A 21,592-nucleotide genomic window follows, 5' to 3' on the forward strand; every position below is an offset into this window, starting at 1 on the left:
TGCGTGGGATGCTTCCGGGAGCTAGTCGATTTCGAGACTGAACCGGGCTGGCGTCTGTGGTCCGCGCTTGGGTACGGTCACAGTCAGCACGCCTTCGGTCAGAGAGGCGGTGACGGAGGCCCCGTCAACGCCGGGAGGCAGGGAAAAGCGCCGGGCAAAGGTGCCGTGGGCGCGCTCCATTATTATATAGGCAGGTTCCGGCTCGTCGCGGTCAAAGGGCCTTTCGCCCCGCACCACCAGATCGCCGTCGACAATCTCGACCACCACTTGCTCGGGCCGGATGCCCGGCAGCTCCACCTGGGCGATGATGGCGTGCGGCGTCTCCAGCACATCGGCCATGGGCGTCCACACATACCCGCCGACCCCAGTTTCGGTCTGCACGCTGCGAGCTTCATCGAACAAGCGTTCCATCTGCTGGCGGAACGCGTCAATGTTGCGCCACGGATCCCATTTGCCCATGCGTCACCTCCTGGTGTTCTTTTCCAATTACGCAAAATCCGGGCTGGGCGCAATCGGGTGCCGCCGCCAATTTTGTTGCAAACAAACCCGGGAATGATACAAAGAAGTTGTTGCAATTCAGCTGCGAGGGCAGTATTAGGAATCATTCTTGGTTGAGAACTGACAAATCCAGGGGGTTCTATGGACGCACTCATGCTTTCGCGGCTGCAATTTGCGGCTGCAACAATGTTTCACTTTTTGTTCGTGCCGCTGACCTTGGGCATTTCCGTGCTCATCGCCTGCATGGAGACCGCCTACGCGCGCACGGGCAAAACGGTGTACAGGCGCATGGCCAAGTTCTGGGGTAAACTGTTCCTTATCAATTTCACCCTGGGCGTCGTGACCGGCATCACGCTGGAATTCCAGTTCGGCACCAACTGGTCGCGCTATTCCGCCTATGTGGGCGATATTTTCGGCTCGCTCTTGGCCATCGAGGCCACGGCGGCCTTCTTCCTCGAATCCACCTTCATCGGCGTATGGCACTTCGGCTGGGACAAGCTCTCGCCCAAGGCCCACGCGGTAACGGCCTGGCTGGTGGCCCTGGCGAGCAATCTTTCCGCCGTGTGGATCCTCATCGCCAACGGCTTCATGCAGAACCCGCTCGGCTTTGAGTTGCGCAACGGCCGCGCGGAACTGACCGACTTCCTCGCCGTCATCACCAATCCCTGGGCCTGGAACGAGTTTGTGCACGTGGTTTCGGGCGCGTTCTGCGTGGCCGCCTTCTTCATCGCCGGCATCAGCGCCTGGCACCTTTTGCGCAAGCAGAACGAGGAACTCTTCGGCAAGTCCATGCGCCTTGCCCTTACCGTGGGCTTTTTGGCCACGGTTGTCGTGGCCGTGCAGGGCCACATGCATGGCAACCTGGTGGCCAAGCTGCAGCCCTCCAAGATGGCGGCCATGGAGTCCCACTGGGAGACCATGAAGAATGCGCCCATGTACCTGTTGCAGATTCCCGATGAAAAGAATGAAGGCAACTTGGTGCAGGCCCTGCCCGTGCCCTCGCTCCTCAGCATTCTCGCCTTCAACGATCCCGACGCCGAGGTGAAGGGCTTGAAGGACTTCGCCCCCGCCGACCGCCCGCCCGTGGGCATCACCTTCATCGCCTTCCGCGTCATGGTGGGCATCGGCACGCTCATGCCGCTGCTCATGCTCTTCGGCCTGTGGAAGCGCGACAACCTCTCGAACTTCCCCACGTACCTCAAGGCCATGGTTTGGGCCATGCCCCTGCCCTACCTGGGCATGGAGGCGGGCTGGACAGTGGCCGAGGTCGGCCGTCAGCCCTGGATCGTGCAGGGCCTTATGCGCACGGCTGACGCTGTTTCGCCCATCACCGCCGGTCAGGCCGGCAGTTCCCTTGTGGCCATGGTCCTTTTGTACACCTTGCTCGGCGCCGCCGGTGCCTACCTGATGGTCACCGCCGCCCGCAAGGGTCCCCAGGACGCGTAAGGTCCCACAACCCAAACAACGCCAAGGAGTGAACGATGCTTGAGACTATTTGGTTTGTGCTCTGGGGAGTGCTCTGGGCCGGTTACTTTGTTCTGGACGGATTCGATTTGGGCATGGGCACCCTTATGCCCTTTTTGGCCAAGGATGAATTCGACAAACGCACCATCTACAACGCCGGCGGCCCCTTCTGGGACGGCAACGAGGTGTGGCTCATCGCCGCTGGCGGCGTGACCTTCGCGGCCTTCCCCCTGGCCTACGCCACCATGTTCAGCGGCCTGTATTCCGCGCTGATGCTGCTGCTCTTCGCGCTCATCATCCGCGGCGTCTCCTACGAGTTCCGCAGCAAGGTGGAGAGCGTGGCCTGGCGCAGCTTGTGGGACGCCTGCCACACCGTGGGCAGCTTCCTGCCAGCCCTGCTTCTGGGCGTTGCCTTCGCCAACCTGTTCCACGGCCTGCCCCTCGACGAGCAGCACGTGAACCAGTCCGGGCTCATCCAATTGCTGAACCCTTACGGCCTGCTCGGCGGCGTGTTCTTCGTGGCCATGTTCGCCCTGCACGGGGCCCTGTGGCTGGCCATCCGCGCCACGGGCGACATCAAGGTCCGGGCCGTCTCCATGGCCGCCAAGCTGTGGCCCGCGGTGCTGGTGCTGGTGCTGGCCTTTTTGGCCTACTCCTTCGTGCACACGCAGCTCTTCGGCAACTATCTGAAGAACCCGCACCTGTTCCTCATTCTGGGCCTGGCCGTGGCCGGGCTGCTGGCCGCGCGCCTGTACCTGGCCGCCGGCAAGCTGTGGCTGGCCTGGACCGGCTCCGCCGTGTTCATCGCCTGTGTGGCCCTGTTCGGCGTGGTCGGCCTGTTCCCGGCCATTCTCATCTCCACGCTGAATCCGGCCTGGAGTCTGACGATCATGAACGCGTCCTCCTCGCAGCTGACCCTCAAGATCATGCTCGGCGTGGCCCTGGTCTTCGTGCCCATCGTCATCGCCTACCAGTTCTGGGTCTACAAGAACTTCAGCGGGCCCATCGAGGGCGAAAAGGAAATGGAATACTAGCCCCGGCACGCAGCGCCGGGCATGTAAGCAAAGGCCGCTCCCATCCGGGGGCGGCCTTTTTCGTTGACGATGGCACAATCAGACGTTTTTGCGCAGGGAGAGCGCCAGGGCGGTGGTGAGCTTGACCACCTCGGAATTGCTGCGGCGTATGGTGGCTGCCATGCGCTTGCCGATGATGAGCAGGAGCTTCACGCCGATTGCGGGCTCGCGCTTGGCCAAGTCGAAAAATTGTGCGCGGCTGGTGACCAGGAACACGCAGTCCGTCTGCGCGCGCACCGTGGCCGAGCGCACCTCGGAGTCGATGAGCGCCACCTCGCCCAGCATGGGATGCACGCCGTCCTTCAGGGTCGCCAGCACCTTGCGCGGCGAGGCCATGTTCAGCAGGGGCACGTTCATGCCCGGCAGCAGCATGGCTTTGGATATCTGCACCGTGCCGCGCACCAGGATGAACATCTCCTCGCCCACTTGCCCCTCGGCCATGACGACATCGCCCGCCGGGCACGAGCGCTCATGAAATATCCCGCGCACCGCTTCCAGCTCCACGGCGCTCAGGTCTTGGAACACCGGAATGCAGGAGAAGTCGATCTCGGACATCAGGCGTCCCCTCCGCTTCCGGCGCGCAGCACAAGCACGCCGTCGTAGGCCGCAAGGGCCTGCCCATCGGCCGGGTTCACCAGCACCCCGGCCTCGCGGCTGCCCAGCTTGGTCTCGCGCCCATGGGACTGGAACAGCTCCAGGATGAACTGGTCCAGGGCCGAGCCGGTGTCCAGAATATCCTCCAGGGCGAGGCTGTGCGCGGTTTGGCACAGGGCCAGGGGCAGGCTGCCGTCGGCGTGGCGCAGCCGGGGCACAAGCTCGCCCCAGGTGAGGCAGCGCTCCTCCTGGCTCAAGGACCGCAGCGCGATGCCCGGCCGGCCGGAAAGGCCGATCATGGATTGCAGGAGCTGCCAGGCCGGCGGGGCCGCACCCAAAAGCGCCAGCACGCCGCTGGATATCTCGCCCCGGTCGATGAGCTCCGTGACGCCCGCGCGCAGAAGGTGCACGCGGTTTTCCGGCATGGCGGCCTCCGCGTAGATGGGCACCTTGGGCGACATGCCGCGCACGGTGAGCGCGGCGTAAATGCTCTGCTGGTCCGACTCGTGCGGGGGGAGGTTGTCCTGGCGCAGAATGTACACCAGGGCGGCGTGGTCCGGCCTGGATTTGTGCACCACGTTTTCCTGGCTGATGTGCCCGGCCACGAAGAACAGCCGTTCGCCCAGGTCGAGCTGGAAGGCGATCTCGTCGCGCCGCTCCTGGGAAAGGTCGCTGACGAGCACAAGCCCGCAGCTCTCCACCAGGCCGTTTTCGCGCAGGCCGCGCACAAGCTCCGCGGCGGAGGAATTCCAGCCCAGAATGATGACGTGCCCGCTGAGTTTCACTTCCAGCAGCCCCTTTCGTTTCTTGGCTTTGCGCTCAACAAGCAGCGAAGCCATGTTGCCGGTGAGGGTGGAAACAAGCCCGATGCCCCCGGCCATGACGAGCAGGCCAAGGACCTTGCCGCCGGTGGTGGCCGGAACGATGTCGCCGTAGCCCACTGTGGTCAGGGTGACCACGCTCCACCACAGGGCTTCGAAGACGCCGGGAACGACGGTTCTGCTCTCAAGGGCGAAGATGCCCATGGAACTCACGGAGATGAGCACTATGATGGCGCTGGCCAGCTTGAAGGAGCCGCCGCGCATGAAGTCTGGGAGGGTGAGCCGTTTCACGCTGCCTGCTCCGCTTCGTCCGTGCCGTTGTACAAGGAAAGGCACTACGAATCGTAGCAGAACGGGCGCTCAAATCAATGGGGAAGATGCCCTTGCGGGCCGCTCAGGCTAGTCGTTCTTGTGCACCACGCGGTGCTCCTGCGCGGGCTTGGCGACAAAGAGCTTGCGGCGGTAGATGGACAAAAGCCCGGCTGACGCAGCCAGGCAGGCGCCCGTGGTCAGCGCGGCGCGGAAACCGACCATGAAGGCGGCGTCCGGCTCTGCTCCCGTGCCTTTGGCGAAGCCCTGGAAGCCCTCGAACACGCTGATGGCCACGGCGATGCCCGAGACCATGCCCACGTTGCGCACCAGGGCCAAAACGCCGCCCACCAGGCCCACTTTGTCCTGCGGAGCGCTGGAGAGCACGCTGTTGTTGTTGGGCGACATGAACACGCCCACGCCCAGGCCCAGAATGCCCTGCCCGGCGTAAACCCGCCACAGGGGCGAGTCCGAGGCCAAAAGCGACAGCCACAAGAGTCCGCAGCTCATGACCGCGAGGCCGACGGACGTCAGGGTGGCGAAGTTCATGCGCTCGGAAAGGTAGCCGCTGATCGGGGCGGAGACGGCCATGGAGAGCGGCAAAGACGAGAGCACCAGGCCGGTGGCGAAGGGCTCCATGTGCTGCTGCCCGTGCAGGTAGAACGGCAAAAGGATGGCGTTGGTGAACATGCTGAGAAACGAGAGGTAGGCCACGATGTTGCCGGAGAGAAACGGCCAGATGCGGAAGAGCGAGAAATCCAGCATGGGATGCGTGCAGCGGCGCTCCCACAGGTAGAACCCGGCAAAGGCCACCACGGCCACGCCCACGCCGCACAGCACCGGCGTGGAGCTCCAGCCCCAGTCGTGCCCGTGGCTCATGGCGAGCAGAAAGCCCACCATGCCGAAGGCGAACAGCACGGCCCCGGCAAGGTCCAGGGTTTCGTCGCGCAGGCGCTCCTGATGGGGCAGAAAGCGCCGCGCCAGGGTGAAGCCCATGAGGCCGATGGGCAGATTCACATAGAACACGCTGGGCCAGCCAAAGGCCTGGATGAGCATGCCGCCGAGGCCGGGGCCGGTGAGCGAGCCCAGGGCCACGGTGAGGCCGAGCAGCCCGAGGGCGCGTCCGCGCGTGGGGCCGGGGAAGGCGGCCATGATGATGGCCGGACCGTTGGCCATGAGCATCGCCGCGCCGACGCCCTGCCCCACCCGGGCGGCGATGAGCGCCCAAAGGCTTGGCGCGGCGCCGCACAGCATGGAGGCGATGGTGAACAGCAGAAAACCCAGGGAGGACATGCGCCTGCGGCCATACATGTCGCCCATGCGGCCAAAAAGCAGCAGCAGGCAGGAGATGACCAGGAAATACGCGCCGACGATCCACTGGACCTGCGGCAAGCTGGCCCCGAAGCCTTGGCCGATGGTGGGCAGCGCCGTGTTGACTATGCCGGCGTCCAGCGTCGCCATGAAGGTGCCGGAAAGCGCCACGGAGAGCGCGCGCCAGTCGCCGGCGGTCCCTTTCACATCATTGTTTTGCATATTCCTCCCCGCCAAAAGCGGAAGAGCCTGAGTATTCCATTTGACTCCGTCAATCAAGCGTTTTAATCTCTCGTTTCAACGCCAGACCGGAGGAATGCATGGAGCGAGTGGAGATGGGAGACACCAAGGGCCGGCTCATGGAAGCAGCCGGGCAGATCTTTTCCGAAAAAGGCTTCCGGACCGCGACCGTGCGCGAGATATGCCGCATGGCCAACGCCAACGTGGCCGCCGTGCATTATCACTTCGGCGACAAGGAGGGGCTGTACAAGGCCCTGCTGGTGGAGGCCTTCGAACTCGGGCTCAAGCGCTACCCGCCCACCCTCGGCCTGGGGCCGGAAACCCCGGTGGAGGACCGGCTCTACGCCTTCGTCCATTCCTTTCTCTTGCGCATGATGGGCAGCGAGCGTTTCGCCTGGTGCGGCAAGCTCATGGCCAGGGAGCTGCAAGAGCCCACCCCGGCCCTGGACCACATCGTGGCGCTGTACATCATGCCCCTTTCCGCCCTGCTCCGCGGCCTCGTGGCCGAGGTGCTGAACGACGGCACCAGGCCGGAGGACGCGCGCGCCTTCCACTGCGCCATGAGCGTGGCCGGGCAGTGCCAGCACATCTTCCGCAACAGGGCCGTCATCGACAAGCTTTCGCCCGCGCTTCGGACCGACGAGGCGGGCATAGCGGCCCTGGCCCGGCACATCACCGATTTCTCGCTGAGCGCGCTGCAACATTTGCCGAAGTCCGTGAATATCGAGGAGACGCCCACCCATTAAGGCGGCGCAGGATGGGCCGGAGAGGCCCCGGCGATGTGGAGGAATGCTCCGCGTTGTCCTGGCGGCTAGCCGTCGATGAAATCCGAGACGAGCTTCATGAGCTTCTCATACTGGGCGTTCGGATCGCCGCTTTGCACGGCCTGCTCGTTGCAGCGCAGCAGGTAGCGTCGCATGATCTGCGTGGTGGCGGAGCGCAGGGCCGAGCGCACGGCGCGCACCTGCACCAGGATGTCCTCGCACTCCTTTCCCTCGTCGATCATGCGCTGAATGCCGCGCACCTGGCCCTCGATGCGCTTCATGCGCGCCATGACGTCTTTCTTCAGCGCCTCTTGATCCTTGATCTCTTTGGCCATGGCCGCCTCCTGAAAAACTGTTGTCCCGGCGCCGAAACGCTCTGCGCCGCCATCGGGGTATCTGTCGTGCCCGCGGCACGAACCCAATCCGCACGGGGCTTGCGGGGTGCCTTGCTGCAAGTTGGGAGCATGCTTGGCACTGATGCGGGAACTTGGCAAGGGGGGGCCTCCTGTACGATGCGACGCAACGGGCATTTCGCTAGCGGATTTCTCCGATGATTTCAATCGGAAATATCCATGTGCCTGACAGGTGAAACGGCGCAAAGACGAAGCGAGACGCCCGGCCGGGAGCGTTGGCCCCCAGGCCGGGCGTCGGCGCCGGCATCACTTCTTCTTGTTGTCCACCATCTCGCAATCACCGTTCTTCTGGCACTTGGTGGTCGCTTCCAGGTAGAACACGTCCTTCACGTCCTTGCGCTGGTCGCGCACCATATAATACGCCTCGCCGCTGCGGGAGCCTGTGGCGCACACGAACACCACGGGCTTGTCGAACGCAAGCCCGGGCAACTTCTTCTCCAGCTCGTTCACGGGCATGTTCACCGCGCCCTTCAGGTGCCCGGCCGCATATTCATCGGCATCCCGCACATCGATGACCATGATGCTCTCCGGCTTTTCGGCCAGGATCTTCTTGAACTGCTCCACGCCGATGACGCCCTCGACGCCGCCGGCCTGCGCCTTGAGCCCGCCGCCCGTGGCGCCGTATGCCTTTTCCCACGCGGGATAGCCGGCTTCGCAGACCTTCACGTTGTCGTAGCCCAGGGCCTTGGCCTTCAGCGCGCCCTTATGGCTCAGGGGGCAGTCGTACCCGCCGCAGAAGAACACCAGCAGGGCGGCCTTGTCCGCGGGCAGCAGGCCCGTCTTCTTTTCAAAGGCCGTGTCGGGGATGGAGACGGCCGAGGGGATGCTGCCCTCAAGGAACTTCACCAGGGGACGCGAGTCCACGAGCAGGTAGTTCTCGCCCTTGGCCAGCATGTCCTTCACGGCCTCCACGCCGATGGCCGGATAGTTGCCCGTCCTGCCCCATTCCGGATAGCCGCCGGGAAACACCTTCACGTTCTTGTAGCCCAGCTTCTCCGCCTTGCGCGCGGAGTTGTGGGAGAGCTTGCACTCCGGCCCTTCGCAGTAGAACACCAGGGTGGTGCTCTTGTCCTTGGGCAGCAGGCCCGTCTTCTTGTCGAACTCGCTGTCCGGAATGCTGACGGCCGTCGGGATGTAGCCGGGAACATACTTGGCCTGATACGGACGCGAATCGATGAGCATGAAGCCCGCGGGAGTCGGCACCTTCACCAGGGGCTTCACATAGTTGATGTCCACAAGATGCTTGTAGAAATAGTCCGGGTTGGCGGCCTGGGCCTGGCTGGCTATGGCCAGGGTCAGCACCGCCAGAATCAACAGCTGGGCAAGTCGCTTGCCGTGTCGCATGGTCTCCTCCTCAGATCAAAAGGGTTGCCGACGATATCGGACCAGGGGTTCCCCCGCGTCCGTTTGAACCTCACTTGCCGCCCTGCCCTTCCTCCTCCAGGCCCTTGACCCACAGGCCGTGGTGGCGGCGGGCGTAGTCCGCGGGCACGCTGCCGGTGAACATGCTGCGGAAGCCGGGCTTCTCCTCCGGCGAGATGGCCGCCATGTAGATGTGTACGAGCAGCCCCGCGAACACCAGCCCCACGGCCAGATAATGCAGGGTGACGGCCCAGCCCACCAGCCACGCCAGGGAGGCCGGGAAGAGCTTGTCCGACAGGAGCAGGATGAGCCCGGTGACGGCGATGGCCGCGCCTCCGGCCACGGAGGCCTGGGCGAAAGCCTTTTGGCCCATGTTGTAATAGCCCTGGGGCGGCAGCTCCTTGCCCAGGCCCACGGTCATGCGGGCCATTTTGCGCGCCAGCCACGAGAGGTCGCCGGGGCGCACGCTGAAGATCTCCGCCAGGAAGAAGCGCGCCCCGCGTCCGTTCACCGCCAGATAGGCCGCAAAACCGAGAAGCCAGGCCACGCCGATGATCTCGTGGATCGTGAGCAGGACCGCGCCGCCCGCGCTGCCGCCGCCGAACAGCCCGCGCAGGGCGTCGGGCAGCCACGCGCCCAGGGGATTGAGCTTCTCGTTCTTGATGAGCCCCATGCCCGTGACCAGGAGCAGCAGCCAGCAGGCCGCGTTGAACCAATGGATGCGGATGTCCGAGGGGGCGTGGCGCTTGATCTCTGCGTTAGCGGGCGTCATGGCCATCCTCCTTGTCGACTGTGGCGGGCTTGTTCGCCGTGCCCTGCCTGCTTTCCGTGTCGGAATCGCCCGCCGCGTCCGGTCCGGCGCGGTGGCCGGCCGTTGGGTTCGGTCGCGCCATGAGCTGGCGGCCCAGCATGACGAGCACGCCCAGGCCGGAGAGCCCCACGGCGTACCGCACCAGGGGGCCAACCACCTGCGTCAGCGCATCAAAGGAGAGCGGATCCACGGGCTTGACCGCCCAGCCCTCCGGCGCGGTGGAGGCGATGTAGTACATGTTCGGCTTGGTATCGCGTCCCTTGGCCACAATGCGCACCACCCGGCCCTGGTTGGCGGCCAGAAGCCTGGAGGCGGCGCTGTCCGGGTCGTTGATGTCGCCGAAGACCCGCGCCTTTGTGGGGCAGGTGTCCACGCAGGCCGGGGCGAGCCCGGCGGCGCGGCGCTGCGGGCAGTAGTCGCACTTGTCGGCCTTGCGCTTCACGGGATCGCGGAAGCGCGCGCCGTACGGGCAGGCGGCGATGCAGTTGCCGCAGCCGATGCACAGCTTGGGGTCGATGCCCACGCTGCCGTCCGCGCTTTTGAAGGTCGCGCCCGTGGGGCAGGCGGCAAGGCAGCTCGGCTCGTCGCAGTGCATGCAGGCCCCGGGCTGAAAGTGCCCCCGGGCCAGCTTGCCGTTCTCCACGGCGGGCGCTGCCTCCTTGATCCAGTTGCGCCAGGCCCCGCGCGAGACGTGGTTGGCCTGCTTGCAGGCGGCCTGGCAGGCCTTGCAGTCGATGCACTTGGCCGAGTCTATGACCATGGCGAGCCGCTGGTTCATGCCGCCCCCTTCTTGCGCACGCTGACATATGTCTCGTGCATGGCCGAGTTGCCGCAGATGGCGTCCACGCGGCTCTCCATGAGCTCCACGATGGACGCGCCGACGCCCTTGGTGCGGGAGAGCCCGCCGGACACGCTGCCGAAGCCGGAGAGCATGTACACCGTGTCCTTGCGGATCTTCGGCGTCACCAGGGCCCGGAGTTCGCCCCGGCCCGCCGGGCTTTCCACCAGCACCATGTCGCCCTGGGCCACGCCCAGCTCCCGGGCCGATTCCTCGTTGAGCCAGAGGGTGTTCTCCGGCTCGAACTCCGAGAGCAGGGCGTTGTTTGTGCTGCTGGCCTGGGTGACGCAGGCGCTGCGGCCCGCCACCAGCCGGAACTTCCGCGCGGCTTCCGGCGCGGGCTTGGGCGGCTGGTACACGGGCAGGGGGTCCAGGCCCTTGTCCGCATAGCGCGTGCTGAACAGCTCTATCTTTTGGCTGGGCGTCTTGAAGGGCTGGCCGTCGGTTGTGCCGAGGGGCGGATTGGGCGGGTAGAACACGCCGTCGCGCCTCAAGATCTCCGCCGCCTCGGGGAAGGCCGCCAACTGCTGCTCGCGGTACTTTGCGATGTCGAAGTCAAAGGCCTCGGGAAAGCCGAGACGCTGTGCAAGCGCCTTGACGATGTCGAACACGGGACGCGACTGGTGCAGCGGCGCGATGACCGGGTCGCGCCAGACCAGGCAGGCGCCCTCGGCACCGGCCTGCAACGCCTGCACCGGGTCCTGGCGCTCCAGGGCGCTGGGCGCGGGCAGCACCAGATCGGCCATCCAGGCCGTGTCGCTCATGGTGATGTCGACCACCAGAAGGAAGTCGAGGGCGTCGATCATCTGCCGGGTCTTGCGCCGCTCCGGGGCCGTGGCCATGGGGTTGGTCTTGTAGACCATCCAGCCCTTGACCGGATACGGCGCGCCCTTGATGACGGCCTCGCGCGTGAGCACGAAGGAGCCCTCATCCTCGAAGAGCAGCGGCACGCCGCCCTGGTCCACGCGGCCCGGCGGGTTGTCGTCGTAAAAGGGCGGTTCAAAGGGCGCGCCTTTTTTGACCCCGGCGGGACGCGGCGGCACCAGCCCGCCCGGGCGGTCCCAGTTGCCCAGCAGCGCGTTGACGATGGCGAAGCTGCGGCGGATCTGCGTGGAGTTCTCGTAGTCCGAGGTGCGGCGGCCAGGATAGACCATGGCGGCGGGCGCGGCGGCGGCCAGCTCGCGGGCCATGCGCGCAATGTCCTGGGCCGGAATGCCGGTCTCCGCCTCCGCCCACTGGGGCGTCTTGTCCGCCACATGGGCGGCCAGCTGCTCAAAGCCGCTGGTGCGCTCCTGTATATACTTGGGGTCGTACAGTTTTTCCGCAATGATGACATGGGCCAGGGCGAGCATGAAGGCCATGTCGGTCCCCGGCCGGACGGGCCACCACTCCGAGGCCAGCGCCGCGCTCTTGGTGTAGCGCGGGTCCAGCACAACCACCTTGGCTCCGGCCTTCATGATGGACACAAGGTCCATGCTGTCCGGCGTCACCAGGGCCTCCAGCCGGTTGGCCCCGGCCAGGATGACGTACTTGCTGTTCTTCACGTCCGGCAGGGGCACTTCGCCGTAGGTGTCCAGAAAGGCGCGGTTGCCGGAAAGCAGGCACAACGACTCGTGGCTGGTGACGTTGTAAGAGCCGAAGGCCTCGGCGAAGCGGTTCACGAACTGGCTCTGGGTGTCGGCCCCGGCGCTGAAAAGCATGCCGCAGCGCGTGTGCTTGGCGGCGATGTCCTTCATCTTCGCGGCGGCGAGGTCCAGCGCCTCGTCCCAGCCGATGGCCTTCCACTTGCCCTCGCCCCGCGCGCCAACGCGCAGCAGCGGGGTCTTCAGCCGGTCCGGGTCGTACACCTGGTCCACACCGGCGTTGCCCCGCGCGCAGAGCATGCCGCGCGACTTGGTGAACATCGGGTTGGGATCGAGCTTGGTGATGACGCCCCGCTCCACCCGGGCGATGAGTCCGCAGCGGTTGAAGCACATGTCGCACACGCCGAATTTGGACTCCCAGGCGGGAACAACCGCGCTGGCGGCGGCACGGGCCTCTTGCGCCGTTGCGGCGCTGACGGCCGTGACCGCCGCTGCTGTTGCGGAGGCTCCGGCAAGGCGGAGAAAGTCGCGTCGGGAAAGCTTACGGTCAGTCATTATCGGTCCCCTGGCTGTGTTTGGCGGGCCGGAACCACCCCCGGCCCGCCTGTGCGGTCAGGCTAGTTGCACTTGGCCGGAGAGGGGGAGTCCTTGGCGTAGTCGTGCAGGTAGGTGAAGATGTCGGTCTTGTCCTCGGCGGAGAGGCCCTTCCACTCCTTGGCGCACTTGAGGCTCTCCGGCTTGGCGAAGGCCTTCTTCCACTCGGCCTGGGTCTTGGAGCTGGGCGAAAGGTCGGATGCGCCCACCCCGTGGCAGGTGCGGCACTTGGAGCGGTAGAGGTACTTTCCCTTGCGGGCGTTGCCCTCGGCAAAGGCCATGCCGGCCACGGCCAGAACCAGAAGAAGAATGGCGAAAAACATGCTGCTGCGCTTCATTGTCCGTCTCCTTGTCTGCTTGTTCTTTACGGTTATGCCGCCAGGCCCGAAGCCCGCGGCGGTTTGCATTGCCCAGTAGCTACCCCTCTACCCGTATGGGGTATATTCGTCAAGAAGACTGTCACGATTATTTTAAAAATAGTTGACCAATAATGTCCCGCTGGCTATGAATGCTTACTTATGTTTTTTAGAGCATAACAACCAACACCGGAAATACACATGAATATCGGAACTTACACGTTCGAGGAATTCAAAGCCAAGGCCGCTGCCTTCCACGGCTACCCCGCGCCGGGGCTGCTCATCGGCGGGTATATGGTGGAGCTGGCGCGCAGGCAGCTGCCCGCGGGCACCCTGTTCGACGCCGTGTCCGAGTCGGCCAAGTGCCTGCCCGACGCCGTGCAGATTCTGACCCCGTGCACCCTGGGCAACGGCTGGATGCGCGTGCTGAACCTGGGCCGCTACGCGCTGAGCCTGTATGACAAATACACCGGCACGGGCGTGCGCGTTTGGGTCGACCTGGACAAGCTGGCTCCGTACGAGGAAATCCGGGGCTGGTTCCTCAAGCTCAAAAAGAAGGCCGATCAGGACACGGAGCGGCTGTTCCGCGAGATAGAAACCGCGGGCGACACGCTCTGCTCCATGGCCCCGGTGCAGGTGGACGACCGCTTCCGCAAGCACAAGAGCATGGGCCGCGTGGGCGTGTGCCCCATCTGCGCCGAGGCCTACCCCGCCAGCGACGGCGCCATTTGCCGCGGCTGCCAGGGCGAGGCCCCTTACGGCTCGGCCGGAAAGGCGGGCTGCCAAACCCATGGCTCGGCGCACGGTTCGCCCCACGACATCGCCCACGAGCAAGTCCCGGTCGATGCCGGCCCGCAGCTTGTGGCCGTGCCCGTGAGCGAGGCCGTGGGCCACAAGACCCTGCACGACATGACGCGCATTGTGCCCGGCGAAAGCAAGGGCGTGGAGTTCCGCGCCGGCCAGACCATCAGCGGCGGCGACGTGTGCCGCCTGCAGACCATGGGCCGGGCTCATGTCTATCTGGAGCAGGACACGCCCGACGGCTTCATCCACGAGGACAAGGCCGCCCTGGCCTTTGCCAAGCTCATGGCGGGTGACAATGTCGCCTTTGACGAGGAGCCCCACGAGGGCAAGGTGAATTTCAAGGCCACAGTGACCGGCGTGCTGGAGCTGAACCGCGAGCAGCTGGAGGCCTTCAACCTGGTGCCGGACGTGACCTGCGCCACGCGCCACCACGGCGTGCTGGTCGAGGCGGGCAAGGCCATCGGCGGGGCGCGGGCCATTCCGCTCTATCTCTCGGCCGGGAACTTCCACAAGGCCCAGGCCGTGCTCTCCGCCGGGCCGCTGTTCTCCATCGCGCCCATCAGGCCCGCCCGCGTGGGCATTCTCGTCACCGGCACGGAGGTGTTCCAGGGGCTCATCGAGGACAAGTTCGCCCCGGTCATCCGCGAGAAGGTGGAACGCCTGGGCTCCACCGTGGTCGCCGTGGACATCGTGCCGGACGACGCCGAGCGCATCGCCCAGAGCGTGGGCAAACTGCTCACCGCCGGGGCCGACCTCATCATCACCACGGCCGGGCTCTCCGTGGACCCCGACGACGTGACCCGCAAGGGGCTGCTCGCCGCGGGACTGACGGACATGCTCTACGGCGCGCCCATTCTGCCCGGAGCCATGACCCTGCTGGGACGCCTGGCCTGCCCGGCCGGCAGCGCGCGCGTCATGGGCGTGCCCGCCTGTGCGCTCTTCCACAAGGCCACGAGCTTCGACCTGCTGCTGCCCCGCGTGCTGGCCGGCGTGCGGCTCAAGCGCGCCGACCTGGCCCAAATGGCCGAGGGCGGCTTCTGCCTCGACTGCAAGACCTGCGTGTTCCCCAAGTGCCCCTTCGGCAAATAGCCACGCCCGATCCTCTGGCCGCTCCGGTATTCCGCCGGGGCGGCCAGTTTGCCAAGCGCTTGACCATACGTGCGAAAATGCGTAATTTGGCGGCAGGCTGAACCAGGAGGAGCACCATGCCCGAGCCCGTTCCCCCGCCGCCCAAGATGTCCGTCCGCGCCCTCATCGAGCACTTCAAGCCGCCCACCAGCGTGGGCACCTACGGTTCGGTCTTCACCGACACCACCGAATTCATGAGCATCGGCTACGGCGACGTCATCCAGGTGGGCGGACGCCACTTTCTCGTCCTCGGCGACGAGCGCGAAAGGCGCTTCGGCATGGAGGACCCCAAGTTCTGGGTCAAGCGCTGCACCGAACTCGAGACCGGGCAGTACCGCATCCTGAAGCTGGAGTTCCAGGAGACCTTCGATCAGCACATCGGCCCGCTGACCATCACCTGCCACCGCAGCGCCGCCAAGGAGGCGCGCATCCTCAGGCTCGTGGCGGGCGACCCTCGCTTCATGCAGGGCGTCACCTTCAAGGACGAACGCGGCAACCTGGTGCGCGTGCTGGAACGCGTGCAGGGCCGCAGGCTGGACCTGAGCGTGGAGGACATCCGCGCCGACCACCGCACCTACTTCCACGAAATCTACCCCGGCATTCTCGAGCGCTTCATCCGCGCCTGCAAGGCCATACTCTTCCTGCACCAAAACGGAGAAAGCCACGGCGACATACGCCGCGACCACCTCTACGTGGACCACGCCAGCGGCGAGTACTGCTGGATCGACTTCGACTACGGCTACGACACCACCGAGAACCCCTTCGGCCTCGATCTCTTCGGCCTGGGCAACATCCTGGCCTTCATCACCGGCAAGGGCGTGCACACCATTCAGGACCGCGCCAACGCGGACATGGACGGACCGCTCATCACGGAATCCGACTGCTCGCTCTTCTTCCGCCACCGCATCGTGAATCTGCGCAAGCTCTTTCCCTATGTGCCGGAGGAGCTGAACCGCGTGCTCATGCACTATTCCGCCAACTCCGACGTGTATTACGAAACCGTGCCGGAGCTGCTGGCCGAGCTGGAACCCTGTCTGGACATCCTGCGCCGGGCTTAGCCCGCCGACCCACCGCAGACCTAGGAGGCCGCATGGACTTCAAGAACATCCTCATCGCCGTAGACGCCTCGGACAACGCGCGAAGGGCCGTGGACTACGCCGCAAGCATCCTCGCCAACGCCAGCGGCGTCCGCGTGACCCTGCTGTACATCGAACGCGCGCCCGGCCGCGATCTCTTCGAAACCGAGGAGGCCTGGCTCGGCCAGTGCAAGCTGGAGCACGAGAGCGTGTTCGACTTCCTCAAGGAAGCCCACGCACGGCTTGCAGCCGCGGGTCTGCCGGACAGCGCCATCACCGAGCGCACGCTCCTATGCAGCGCGGAGCCCAGCGTGGCCCAAACCATCCTCGACGTGCAGCAGGAAGGCGGGTTCGGCACCCTCGTTGTGGGCCGCCGGGGCTTAAGCAAGGGCGAGGAGTTTCTCTTCGGCAGCGTGTCCACAAAGCTGGTGCACAACGCCCGCAACTGCGCGGTGTGGGTGGTGCAGTAAATTACGGCGGCAAGAGTAAAGAAGCCTCCGGCGGCCGGGGGGAATGATTCCCCCCGGACCCCCTCGGGGCAAGTCAAAGGGCCTGTTCCGAGCAATGCTCGGAACAGGCCCTTTGACTTGCGGAGGCACGCACCGGAACAAATGAGTCCGGCTCAAAGTAATCACATGCAAAACATACTCCTGTCGAGCGTGTTTCTTGCCGCCCCATCAAGGCAAGTTCTCACACATAAGAACACAACGCGGGAAAAATCATAGAGGGCTTCCAGCGGCTTTGCGCGGAAGCCCTCTATGATTTTCATGGGGTGTCCAGAGGGCCTCAGGCCCTTTGGCGGGGTCCCAGGGGCAGAGCCCCTGGTTTCTCCAGGCGCTGCCAACGGAGGGCAAGGAGATGCCTCCGGCGGCCGAGGGCTGGCCGGCCCCGGACCCGGCTGAAAAGGGAACGCAATTGCTCCCGTGACCGGGTTCAATGGGCAGCCCCAGCCTCGTTTCCCTCCCAGGAGAGTGCGGGAGGGTGGCGCCTCCCGCACGTGCCTCGTCTAGGCGATATGCCTGCGCAGGCTCTCCTTGTCCGCGGTCCCGGCAAGGAGGAAGGGCCTCGCCTGGGCCAGGGTCATGGTGGGATTGGCGTGGTGCACGCCGAAGGCGCGGCACATGACGTTGAACAGCTCGGTGTTCTCCACCAGCCGGTCCACGCCCTGCTCCTTGGCCTTGTGCCCGTAGACGAGCAGCATCTGGTCCTCTGCCGTGTGGTTGCAGGAGGTGAACCCGACATTGCCGCGCCGGATGGTGGGCGCGCCTTGCTTGGGGTACACGCTGTGGGCGAGAATGCGTCCCATGGTCGCATCGGGCTGGTAGATGAAATCGCCGGGGAAGGGCTGAAAATCCGGCTGCATGGCCTGAATGACGAGTTCGGCGTCGGCCGGGCTGATGGGGAAGCCGGACATCTCGGTCAGCAGAGTTTGGATTTCGCCCGCGCTCTTGCCCTGCATGCGCTTGATGGTGGCTTCGAAGGAGGCCTTGCCCGCGCGGTACGAGCGCAGGGCGCTTGTGGCGTCGTTGTACTCCGGCCCGGTGCCGTTGACGCCCCAGCCGGAGTTGCCGTGGTCCGAGGTGACGATGACCAGGGTGCGCGGGTTGACCTTGAGGAAGGCGTCGATGACGCCCAGGGTGTCGTCCAGCTCGATGGTGTCCATGATGGCCGACCAGGCGTCGTTGGAATGGCTGGCGTGGTCGATGCGCCCGGCCTCCACCTGGAGCAGGAACCCGCCGGGATTCTTGGCCAGACGTTTGAGCGCCGCCGTGGTCATCTCCGGCAGGGAGGGCACGCCGGAGAGGTTCGAATCGTTCAGGCGGTCCACATAATACGGGATGTGCGAGCCGGAGAAGAACCCGGCCAGGGGCTTGGCCTGGGCGGGCGCGGCCAAAAGCGCGGCGCGGTCGCTCACCACGTCGTAGCCGGCGGAGCTGAAACCGGCTTGCAGATCTTTGCCGTCCTTGCGCTTTTTGGGATCAAAATGGTTGCGGCCGCCGCCGAGCAGCACATCCGGCTTGAAGGCCAGCATCTCCTCGGCGATGACGTCCTCAAGATCGCGGTCCGCCTGATGGGAGACCCAGGCCGCGGGCGTCGCGTGGGTGACGCGGGTGGTGGTGACGAGTCCGCAGGCCACGCCGCGCGGCTTCAAAAGCTCGAAGATGGTGGCGAGCTTGCGGCCGTCGGGCAGCACGGCCAGGGAGTGGTTGATGGTGTGCACGCCCGTGGACCATGCGGCGGAGGCGGGCGCGGAGTCCGTGACGATGCTGGACAGGCTGGCCGTGGCCATATAGCCGATGCTGGACTTGGGGTCGCGCAGGCGGGCGTAGAGGTTGGAGTCCTTGCGGCCCAAAACGCCGGTGCGCACCTCGTGCATGGCGCGCACAACGCCTGTGGGCATGCCGTCGCCGACGACGAAGATGACGCCCGGCCCCTTGGCGCGTTCAAACTGTCCGCCGGCGGGAACTTCGGCGCCGTGCGCCTCGGGCAGCATTCCCGGCAGCAGGGCCGCCACCGCGCCCGCGCCCAGAAGCCGCAGCATGTCGCGCCTGTTCAACCCGCTGTTGCTCGCATCGTTGTCCATCGTCCTGTTCCTCCGTTGTGGTGTTGTTTTGCGCAAGCTAGCAGCGCAAACGGTCGGCAATGTGACGGGAAGGTGAAAGATGCGTGGCAAGGGACGCAAACGAAACAGGGGCGGCAGGCCGTATGCCCGTCGCCCCTGTGAGGTGTTGTTGCTGTAAGACTACTCGCCGCTCTTCATCTTTTCGATGAGCGTGCGCAGGTTTCCGGCCTGGCTGGCCATTTCGCCCACGGCCTGGGCCGACTGGTTCATGGCGCTGGCCGTCTCGCTGGAGATGCGGTTGATCTCCTCGATGCTGCGGTTGATCTCCTCGCTGGCGGCGGACTGTTCTTCGCTCGCGGCGGCGATGCTGCGCACCTGGTCGGTCGCGACCTCGACAAGGCTCACGATCTCCTGCAAGGCCTCGCCGCTTTCCCGCGCCAGGCCTGTGGCCTGCTCCACCGTGCTCACGGCGCGCTCCACGTTCTCCAGGTTCTTCTTGGTGCCGTGCTGAATGCCGCTGATGGCCTCGCCCACTTCCTTGGTGGCGACCATGGTCTTTTCCGCCAGCTTGCGCACTTCATCGGCCACGACCGCGAAGCCGCGTCCGGCGTCGCCCGCTCGGGCGGCTTCAATTGCGGCATTGAGGGCAAGAAGGTTGGTCTGGTCGGCGATGTCGGAAATGACGTTCATCACCTGGCCGATGCCCTCGGCCTGCTTGCCCAGGGCGTTCATGTCCTCCTTCATGGTCATGGAGACGGTCTGCATGGTGTTGATGCCCGCCACAACCTGGGACACGATCTTGGCGCCGTTGATGGCCTTGGTTCTGGCGCTGGCCGAGGATTCCGCCGCCTGGGAGGCGTTCTTGGCCACCTCAAGCACCGTGGCGTTCATCTCTTCCATGGCCGTGGCCGTTTCGCCCACGCGCTGGCTCTGCACCTCGGTGCCGCGGCTCGACTGCTCGATTTGGGCGGAGAGCTCCTCGCTGGCGCTGCTCACCACCTCCACAACCTTCTCCAGTTGCAGGGCGGCGTGCATCATGCCCTCGGCCTTGGCGCGCTCGGCCCGGGCCTTGGCCTCATTGGCCTCGGTGGTGGCTATGCCCGCCAAACGGGCCTGCTCGGCCGCTTCGGCGCTCTTCTGATTGGCCTCGGCGATCTTGCCCTTGAGGTTTTCGACCATGCTGGTGAGCGCCGTGGCCAAGACGCCGATCTCGTCTTCCTGCTTGATGTCGAGCTTTTGGTTGAAATCGCCACCGGCGACCTTTTCGGCAAAGCCTGCGGCCATGCGCAGAGGCTTGGTCAAGGTCTCGGCAAAGACCCACAGGAGGGCAATGCCGCCAAGGGCCACAAGCAGCCCCACGCCGACCTGCCACAGGGCGTTCATGCGCGCGCGGGAGGTCAAATCAGCGCTCAGGGCGTTGGCGTCCGCCAGAACCACATCAGCCGGCAGCCGGATGACCACGGCCCAGGGCTTGCCCGTGCGGCCAAGCGAGATGGGCGCATATGCGACCATCAGTCCAGAGGCCTTGCTCAACTCGACCTTGGCCTTTCCAGACTGCACGTTGTCGATGACTTCCTGGAAATTCGTGAACAGAGCCTTGGCCGGTTCGCCGATGGTCTTGGGGTCCTTGCTGTTGGCGACCATCAAACCGTCATAGCTGATGATGAGCACCTCGCCCTTGCCGCCGTAGAGATTCTTGTTCACGTTGCTGGCCAGGTCCTGCAAGAAGCCCAGGCGCAGGTCCGTGCCGGAGACGCCCAAGAACTTGCCGTCCTTCTTGACCGGAACGGAGATGGTGGTCAGCCAGTCCTTCTGGCCCTGAACGATGTACGGGAAAGGATCGAGCACGCTCTCCTTGCCGGTTTCGCGGGGGCCAAGATACCAGCCGCCCTTGCGCACGCCGTTGGGGTGCTTGTCCTGGCTTTCGTATTCGACCAGCGTCTGGCGGGCGATGTTGCCCTTGGGATCGCGGTTCCAGTACGAAAGGAAGCGGCCGGAGGCATCGGAGCCATCCGTTCCGGAATACTTGCCGTCCATGCCGTCCAGCGCATTGGGCTCCCAGGCGGAATAGGAGCCGAGATATCCGGGATTGTTCTCCAGGTTGCCCTTGAGGATGGCGTCAAAAACGCCACGCAGAGTGGCATTGCTCAGCTTGGAGCGCAGCACCTCGAACACTCTGCCCGTGGTGCGCGCGGTGTCCAGGTTGTCCTGTAGGGCGCTTTGCACGATGGCGGCCTGGCTGGCGGCCAGCGATTCGAGGTTGCTCAAGGCGCTTTCGTGCAGGATTTTCCCCACGCGCTCGGAGACGAAGCTCTGCGTCCTGCTTGCGGAGAAGACGCCGTACACGACCAGCACACCGGCCACACACAGCAGACAAAGCCCTGCCATAAAGGCAATCTTTTGCTTAATGGAACGTAGCTGCATGCTCCCCTCTCTTTTGTTTACATAGGCCAACACCAGCTTTAGCTGGCGGATCGTGCGTAGTTCTCGATTAAAACATGCAGTATGGGCAATAAGTTGTCAACAATTCGTTGTGATATTTTCGCTAGTTGGGCAGCGCGTTTGCACTTTCCCGCTGAGCATGTGTTCCGCAACCCAGAATATACGTAATAATTATGGATTGTTGGTGACGAACAGCACAGAAGTCGCATGGCAAACGCGGCCTTGCGACATAGACAAATCCAATACACATCGCGGACCATTATTGCATGCAAATTTTGAATACTCGATGCCGGCAGATGGAAAACAAGAGTCGCGTAAAAACGCGCAAGGCCGCCAACGAAGCCCATCTTCGCTGGCGGCCTTGGCAAAAGGGTATGCTTTGCAAGGAGTCTCTTGATCATCTTGACGTGTTATCGACGCCGGACCTGGAAGGCTTTAGGGCTCGCCCCCCGCCGGACCCCAGGCCCCCGCAGGGCCTTGCCTCTTGCCTGCGGGATGCTTATGGCGTACATCACACGCGGTTCAAGGCACGGCAGAAACCTCTCACC

Annotated in this window: 18 protein-coding genes; 6 read left to right on the plus strand and 12 right to left on the minus strand. The window is 64.9% G+C overall.

Annotated features, from left to right (window positions below):
* Window positions 1-21: 21 nt before the first annotated feature.
* Window positions 22-459 carry an Hsp20/alpha crystallin family protein gene (locus tag ACYQ4W_RS07125; protein WP_459854631.1) on the minus strand — a complete coding sequence of 146 codons (438 nt, stop codon included), beginning with the start codon at window positions 457-459 and terminating at the stop codon, window positions 22-24.
* Window positions 460-639: 180 nt separating this feature from the next.
* Here ACYQ4W_RS07125 and ACYQ4W_RS07130 point away from each other — a divergent pair, with 180 nt between their 5' ends.
* Window positions 640-1,944, plus strand: coding sequence for a cytochrome ubiquinol oxidase subunit I (locus ACYQ4W_RS07130; RefSeq protein WP_459854633.1), 1,305 nt, complete (start codon window positions 640-642; stop codon window positions 1,942-1,944).
* Window positions 1,945-1,979: 35 nt separating this feature from the next.
* Window positions 1,980-2,996 (plus strand): cytochrome d ubiquinol oxidase subunit II, encoded by a 1,017-nt coding sequence (gene cydB, locus ACYQ4W_RS07135; protein ID WP_459854635.1) that lies wholly within the window; start codon window positions 1,980-1,982, stop codon window positions 2,994-2,996.
* Window positions 2,997-3,074: 78 nt separating this feature from the next.
* Here the strand turns inward: cydB and ACYQ4W_RS07140 are convergent, their stop codons facing one another.
* From ACYQ4W_RS07140 to ACYQ4W_RS07150, 3 genes are all read right to left on the minus strand, one after another.
* Window positions 3,075-3,590: a cyclic nucleotide-binding domain-containing protein gene (locus tag ACYQ4W_RS07140; protein ID WP_459854637.1), complete on the minus strand. Its 516-nt coding sequence runs from the start codon at window positions 3,588-3,590 to the stop codon at window positions 3,075-3,077.
* Entirely contained in the window at window positions 3,590-4,741 is a 1,152-nt protein-coding gene (locus tag ACYQ4W_RS07145; protein ID WP_459854639.1) for a potassium channel family protein, read from the minus strand. The genes ACYQ4W_RS07140 and ACYQ4W_RS07145 overlap by 1 nt, the downstream gene beginning before the upstream one ends.
* 108 nt (window positions 4,742-4,849) lie before the next feature.
* The gene (locus ACYQ4W_RS07150; RefSeq protein WP_459854641.1) at window positions 4,850-6,292 is read right to left on the minus strand and encodes an MFS transporter; all 1,443 of its coding nucleotides are present in this window, start codon (window positions 6,290-6,292) and stop codon (window positions 4,850-4,852) included.
* A 98-nt stretch (window positions 6,293-6,390) separates the two neighbouring features.
* Between ACYQ4W_RS07150 and ACYQ4W_RS07155 the strand changes: the two genes are divergently transcribed.
* The gene (locus ACYQ4W_RS07155; protein WP_459854643.1) at window positions 6,391-7,056 is read left to right on the plus strand and encodes a CerR family C-terminal domain-containing protein; all 666 of its coding nucleotides are present in this window, start codon (window positions 6,391-6,393) and stop codon (window positions 7,054-7,056) included.
* 65 nt (window positions 7,057-7,121) lie between these two features.
* On the opposite strand, the gene ACYQ4W_RS07160 is transcribed toward ACYQ4W_RS07155, so the two are convergent.
* The 6 genes from ACYQ4W_RS07160 to ACYQ4W_RS07185 form a co-directional block, all read right to left on the minus strand.
* A complete protein-coding gene (locus ACYQ4W_RS07160) occupies window positions 7,122-7,409 on the minus strand; it encodes a metal-sensitive transcriptional regulator (RefSeq protein WP_459854645.1) in 288 nt (95 codons plus the stop codon).
* Between the two features lie 324 nt (window positions 7,410-7,733).
* Window positions 7,734-8,831, minus strand: a complete 1,098-nt coding sequence (locus tag ACYQ4W_RS07165) for a rhodanese-like domain-containing protein (protein WP_459854647.1) — start codon at window positions 8,829-8,831, stop codon at window positions 7,734-7,736.
* Between the two features lie 70 nt (window positions 8,832-8,901).
* Window positions 8,902-9,621, minus strand: a complete 720-nt coding sequence (locus tag ACYQ4W_RS07170) for a formate dehydrogenase subunit gamma (RefSeq protein WP_459854649.1) — start codon at window positions 9,619-9,621, stop codon at window positions 8,902-8,904.
* On the minus strand, window positions 9,608-10,438 hold the full coding sequence (locus ACYQ4W_RS07175; protein ID WP_459854651.1) for a 4Fe-4S dicluster domain-containing protein: 831 nt from the start codon (window positions 10,436-10,438) through the stop codon (window positions 9,608-9,610). Before ACYQ4W_RS07175 ends, ACYQ4W_RS07170 begins: the two co-directional genes overlap by 14 nt.
* Entirely contained in the window at window positions 10,435-12,636 is a 2,202-nt protein-coding gene (locus ACYQ4W_RS07180; RefSeq protein ID WP_459854653.1) for a molybdopterin-containing oxidoreductase family protein, read from the minus strand. Before ACYQ4W_RS07180 ends, ACYQ4W_RS07175 begins: the two co-directional genes overlap by 4 nt.
* 62 nt (window positions 12,637-12,698) lie before the next feature.
* A complete protein-coding gene (locus ACYQ4W_RS07185) occupies window positions 12,699-13,013 on the minus strand; it encodes a c-type cytochrome (protein WP_459854655.1) in 315 nt (104 codons plus the stop codon).
* Between the two features lie 219 nt (window positions 13,014-13,232).
* Between ACYQ4W_RS07185 and ACYQ4W_RS07190 the strand changes: the two genes are divergently transcribed.
* The 3 genes from ACYQ4W_RS07190 to ACYQ4W_RS07200 all read left to right on the plus strand — a co-directional run bounded on the left by ACYQ4W_RS07190 (window position 13,233) and on the right by ACYQ4W_RS07200 (window position 16,509).
* Window positions 13,233-14,924, plus strand: coding sequence for an FmdE family protein (locus ACYQ4W_RS07190; RefSeq protein WP_459854657.1), 1,692 nt, complete (start codon window positions 13,233-13,235; stop codon window positions 14,922-14,924).
* Window positions 14,925-15,040: 116 nt separating this feature from the next.
* Window positions 15,041-16,021: a protein kinase family protein gene (locus ACYQ4W_RS07195; protein ID WP_459854659.1), complete on the plus strand. Its 981-nt coding sequence runs from the start codon at window positions 15,041-15,043 to the stop codon at window positions 16,019-16,021.
* Window positions 16,022-16,053: 32 nt separating this feature from the next.
* Window positions 16,054-16,509, plus strand: a complete 456-nt coding sequence (locus ACYQ4W_RS07200; protein WP_459854661.1) for a universal stress protein — start codon at window positions 16,054-16,056, stop codon at window positions 16,507-16,509.
* A 536-nt stretch (window positions 16,510-17,045) separates the two neighbouring features.
* Here ACYQ4W_RS07200 and ACYQ4W_RS07205 read toward each other — a convergent pair.
* Together ACYQ4W_RS07205 and ACYQ4W_RS07210 are read right to left on the minus strand one after the other, a co-directional pair.
* Window positions 17,046-18,623, minus strand: coding sequence for an alkaline phosphatase (locus ACYQ4W_RS07205; RefSeq protein ID WP_459854663.1), 1,578 nt, complete (start codon window positions 18,621-18,623; stop codon window positions 17,046-17,048).
* 159 nt (window positions 18,624-18,782) lie between these two features.
* Window positions 18,783-21,026 carry a methyl-accepting chemotaxis protein gene (locus ACYQ4W_RS07210; protein ID WP_459854665.1) on the minus strand — a complete coding sequence of 748 codons (2,244 nt, stop codon included), beginning with the start codon at window positions 21,024-21,026 and terminating at the stop codon, window positions 18,783-18,785.
* Between the last annotated feature and the right edge of the window lie 566 nt (window positions 21,027-21,592).

It is taken from the genome of Humidesulfovibrio idahonensis (assembly GCF_054657715.1).

Excerpts from the sequence above, each read along its gene's own strand:
- ACYQ4W_RS07125 (WP_459854631.1), bottom strand. The coding sequence starts at position 459 with ATGGGCAAATGGGATCCGTGGCGCAACATTGACGCGTTCCGCCAGCAG.
- ACYQ4W_RS07130 (WP_459854633.1), top strand. The coding sequence starts at position 640 with ATGGACGCACTCATGCTTTCGCGGCTGCAATTTGCGGCTGCAACAATG.
- cydB (WP_459854635.1), top strand. The coding sequence starts at position 1,980 with ATGCTTGAGACTATTTGGTTTGTGCTCTGGGGAGTGCTCTGGGCCGGT.
- ACYQ4W_RS07140 (WP_459854637.1), bottom strand. The coding sequence starts at position 3,590 with ATGTCCGAGATCGACTTCTCCTGCATTCCGGTGTTCCAAGACCTGAGC.
- ACYQ4W_RS07150 (WP_459854641.1), bottom strand. The coding sequence starts at position 6,292 with ATGCAAAACAATGATGTGAAAGGGACCGCCGGCGACTGGCGCGCGCTC.
- ACYQ4W_RS07155 (WP_459854643.1), top strand. The coding sequence starts at position 6,391 with ATGGAGCGAGTGGAGATGGGAGACACCAAGGGCCGGCTCATGGAAGCA.
- ACYQ4W_RS07160 (WP_459854645.1), bottom strand. The coding sequence starts at position 7,409 with ATGGCCAAAGAGATCAAGGATCAAGAGGCGCTGAAGAAAGACGTCATG.
- ACYQ4W_RS07165 (WP_459854647.1), bottom strand. The coding sequence starts at position 8,831 with ATGCGACACGGCAAGCGACTTGCCCAGCTGTTGATTCTGGCGGTGCTG.
- ACYQ4W_RS07170 (WP_459854649.1), bottom strand. The coding sequence starts at position 9,621 with ATGACGCCCGCTAACGCAGAGATCAAGCGCCACGCCCCCTCGGACATC.
- ACYQ4W_RS07175 (WP_459854651.1), bottom strand. The coding sequence starts at position 10,438 with ATGAACCAGCGGCTCGCCATGGTCATAGACTCGGCCAAGTGCATCGAC.
- ACYQ4W_RS07180 (WP_459854653.1), bottom strand. The coding sequence starts at position 12,636 with ATGACTGACCGTAAGCTTTCCCGACGCGACTTTCTCCGCCTTGCCGGA.
- ACYQ4W_RS07185 (WP_459854655.1), bottom strand. The coding sequence starts at position 13,013 with ATGAAGCGCAGCAGCATGTTTTTCGCCATTCTTCTTCTGGTTCTGGCC.
- ACYQ4W_RS07190 (WP_459854657.1), top strand. The coding sequence starts at position 13,233 with ATGAATATCGGAACTTACACGTTCGAGGAATTCAAAGCCAAGGCCGCT.
- ACYQ4W_RS07195 (WP_459854659.1), top strand. The coding sequence starts at position 15,041 with ATGCCCGAGCCCGTTCCCCCGCCGCCCAAGATGTCCGTCCGCGCCCTC.
- ACYQ4W_RS07200 (WP_459854661.1), top strand. The coding sequence starts at position 16,054 with ATGGACTTCAAGAACATCCTCATCGCCGTAGACGCCTCGGACAACGCG.
- ACYQ4W_RS07205 (WP_459854663.1), bottom strand. The coding sequence starts at position 18,623 with ATGGACAACGATGCGAGCAACAGCGGGTTGAACAGGCGCGACATGCTG.
- ACYQ4W_RS07210 (WP_459854665.1), bottom strand. The coding sequence starts at position 21,026 with ATGCAGCTACGTTCCATTAAGCAAAAGATTGCCTTTATGGCAGGGCTT.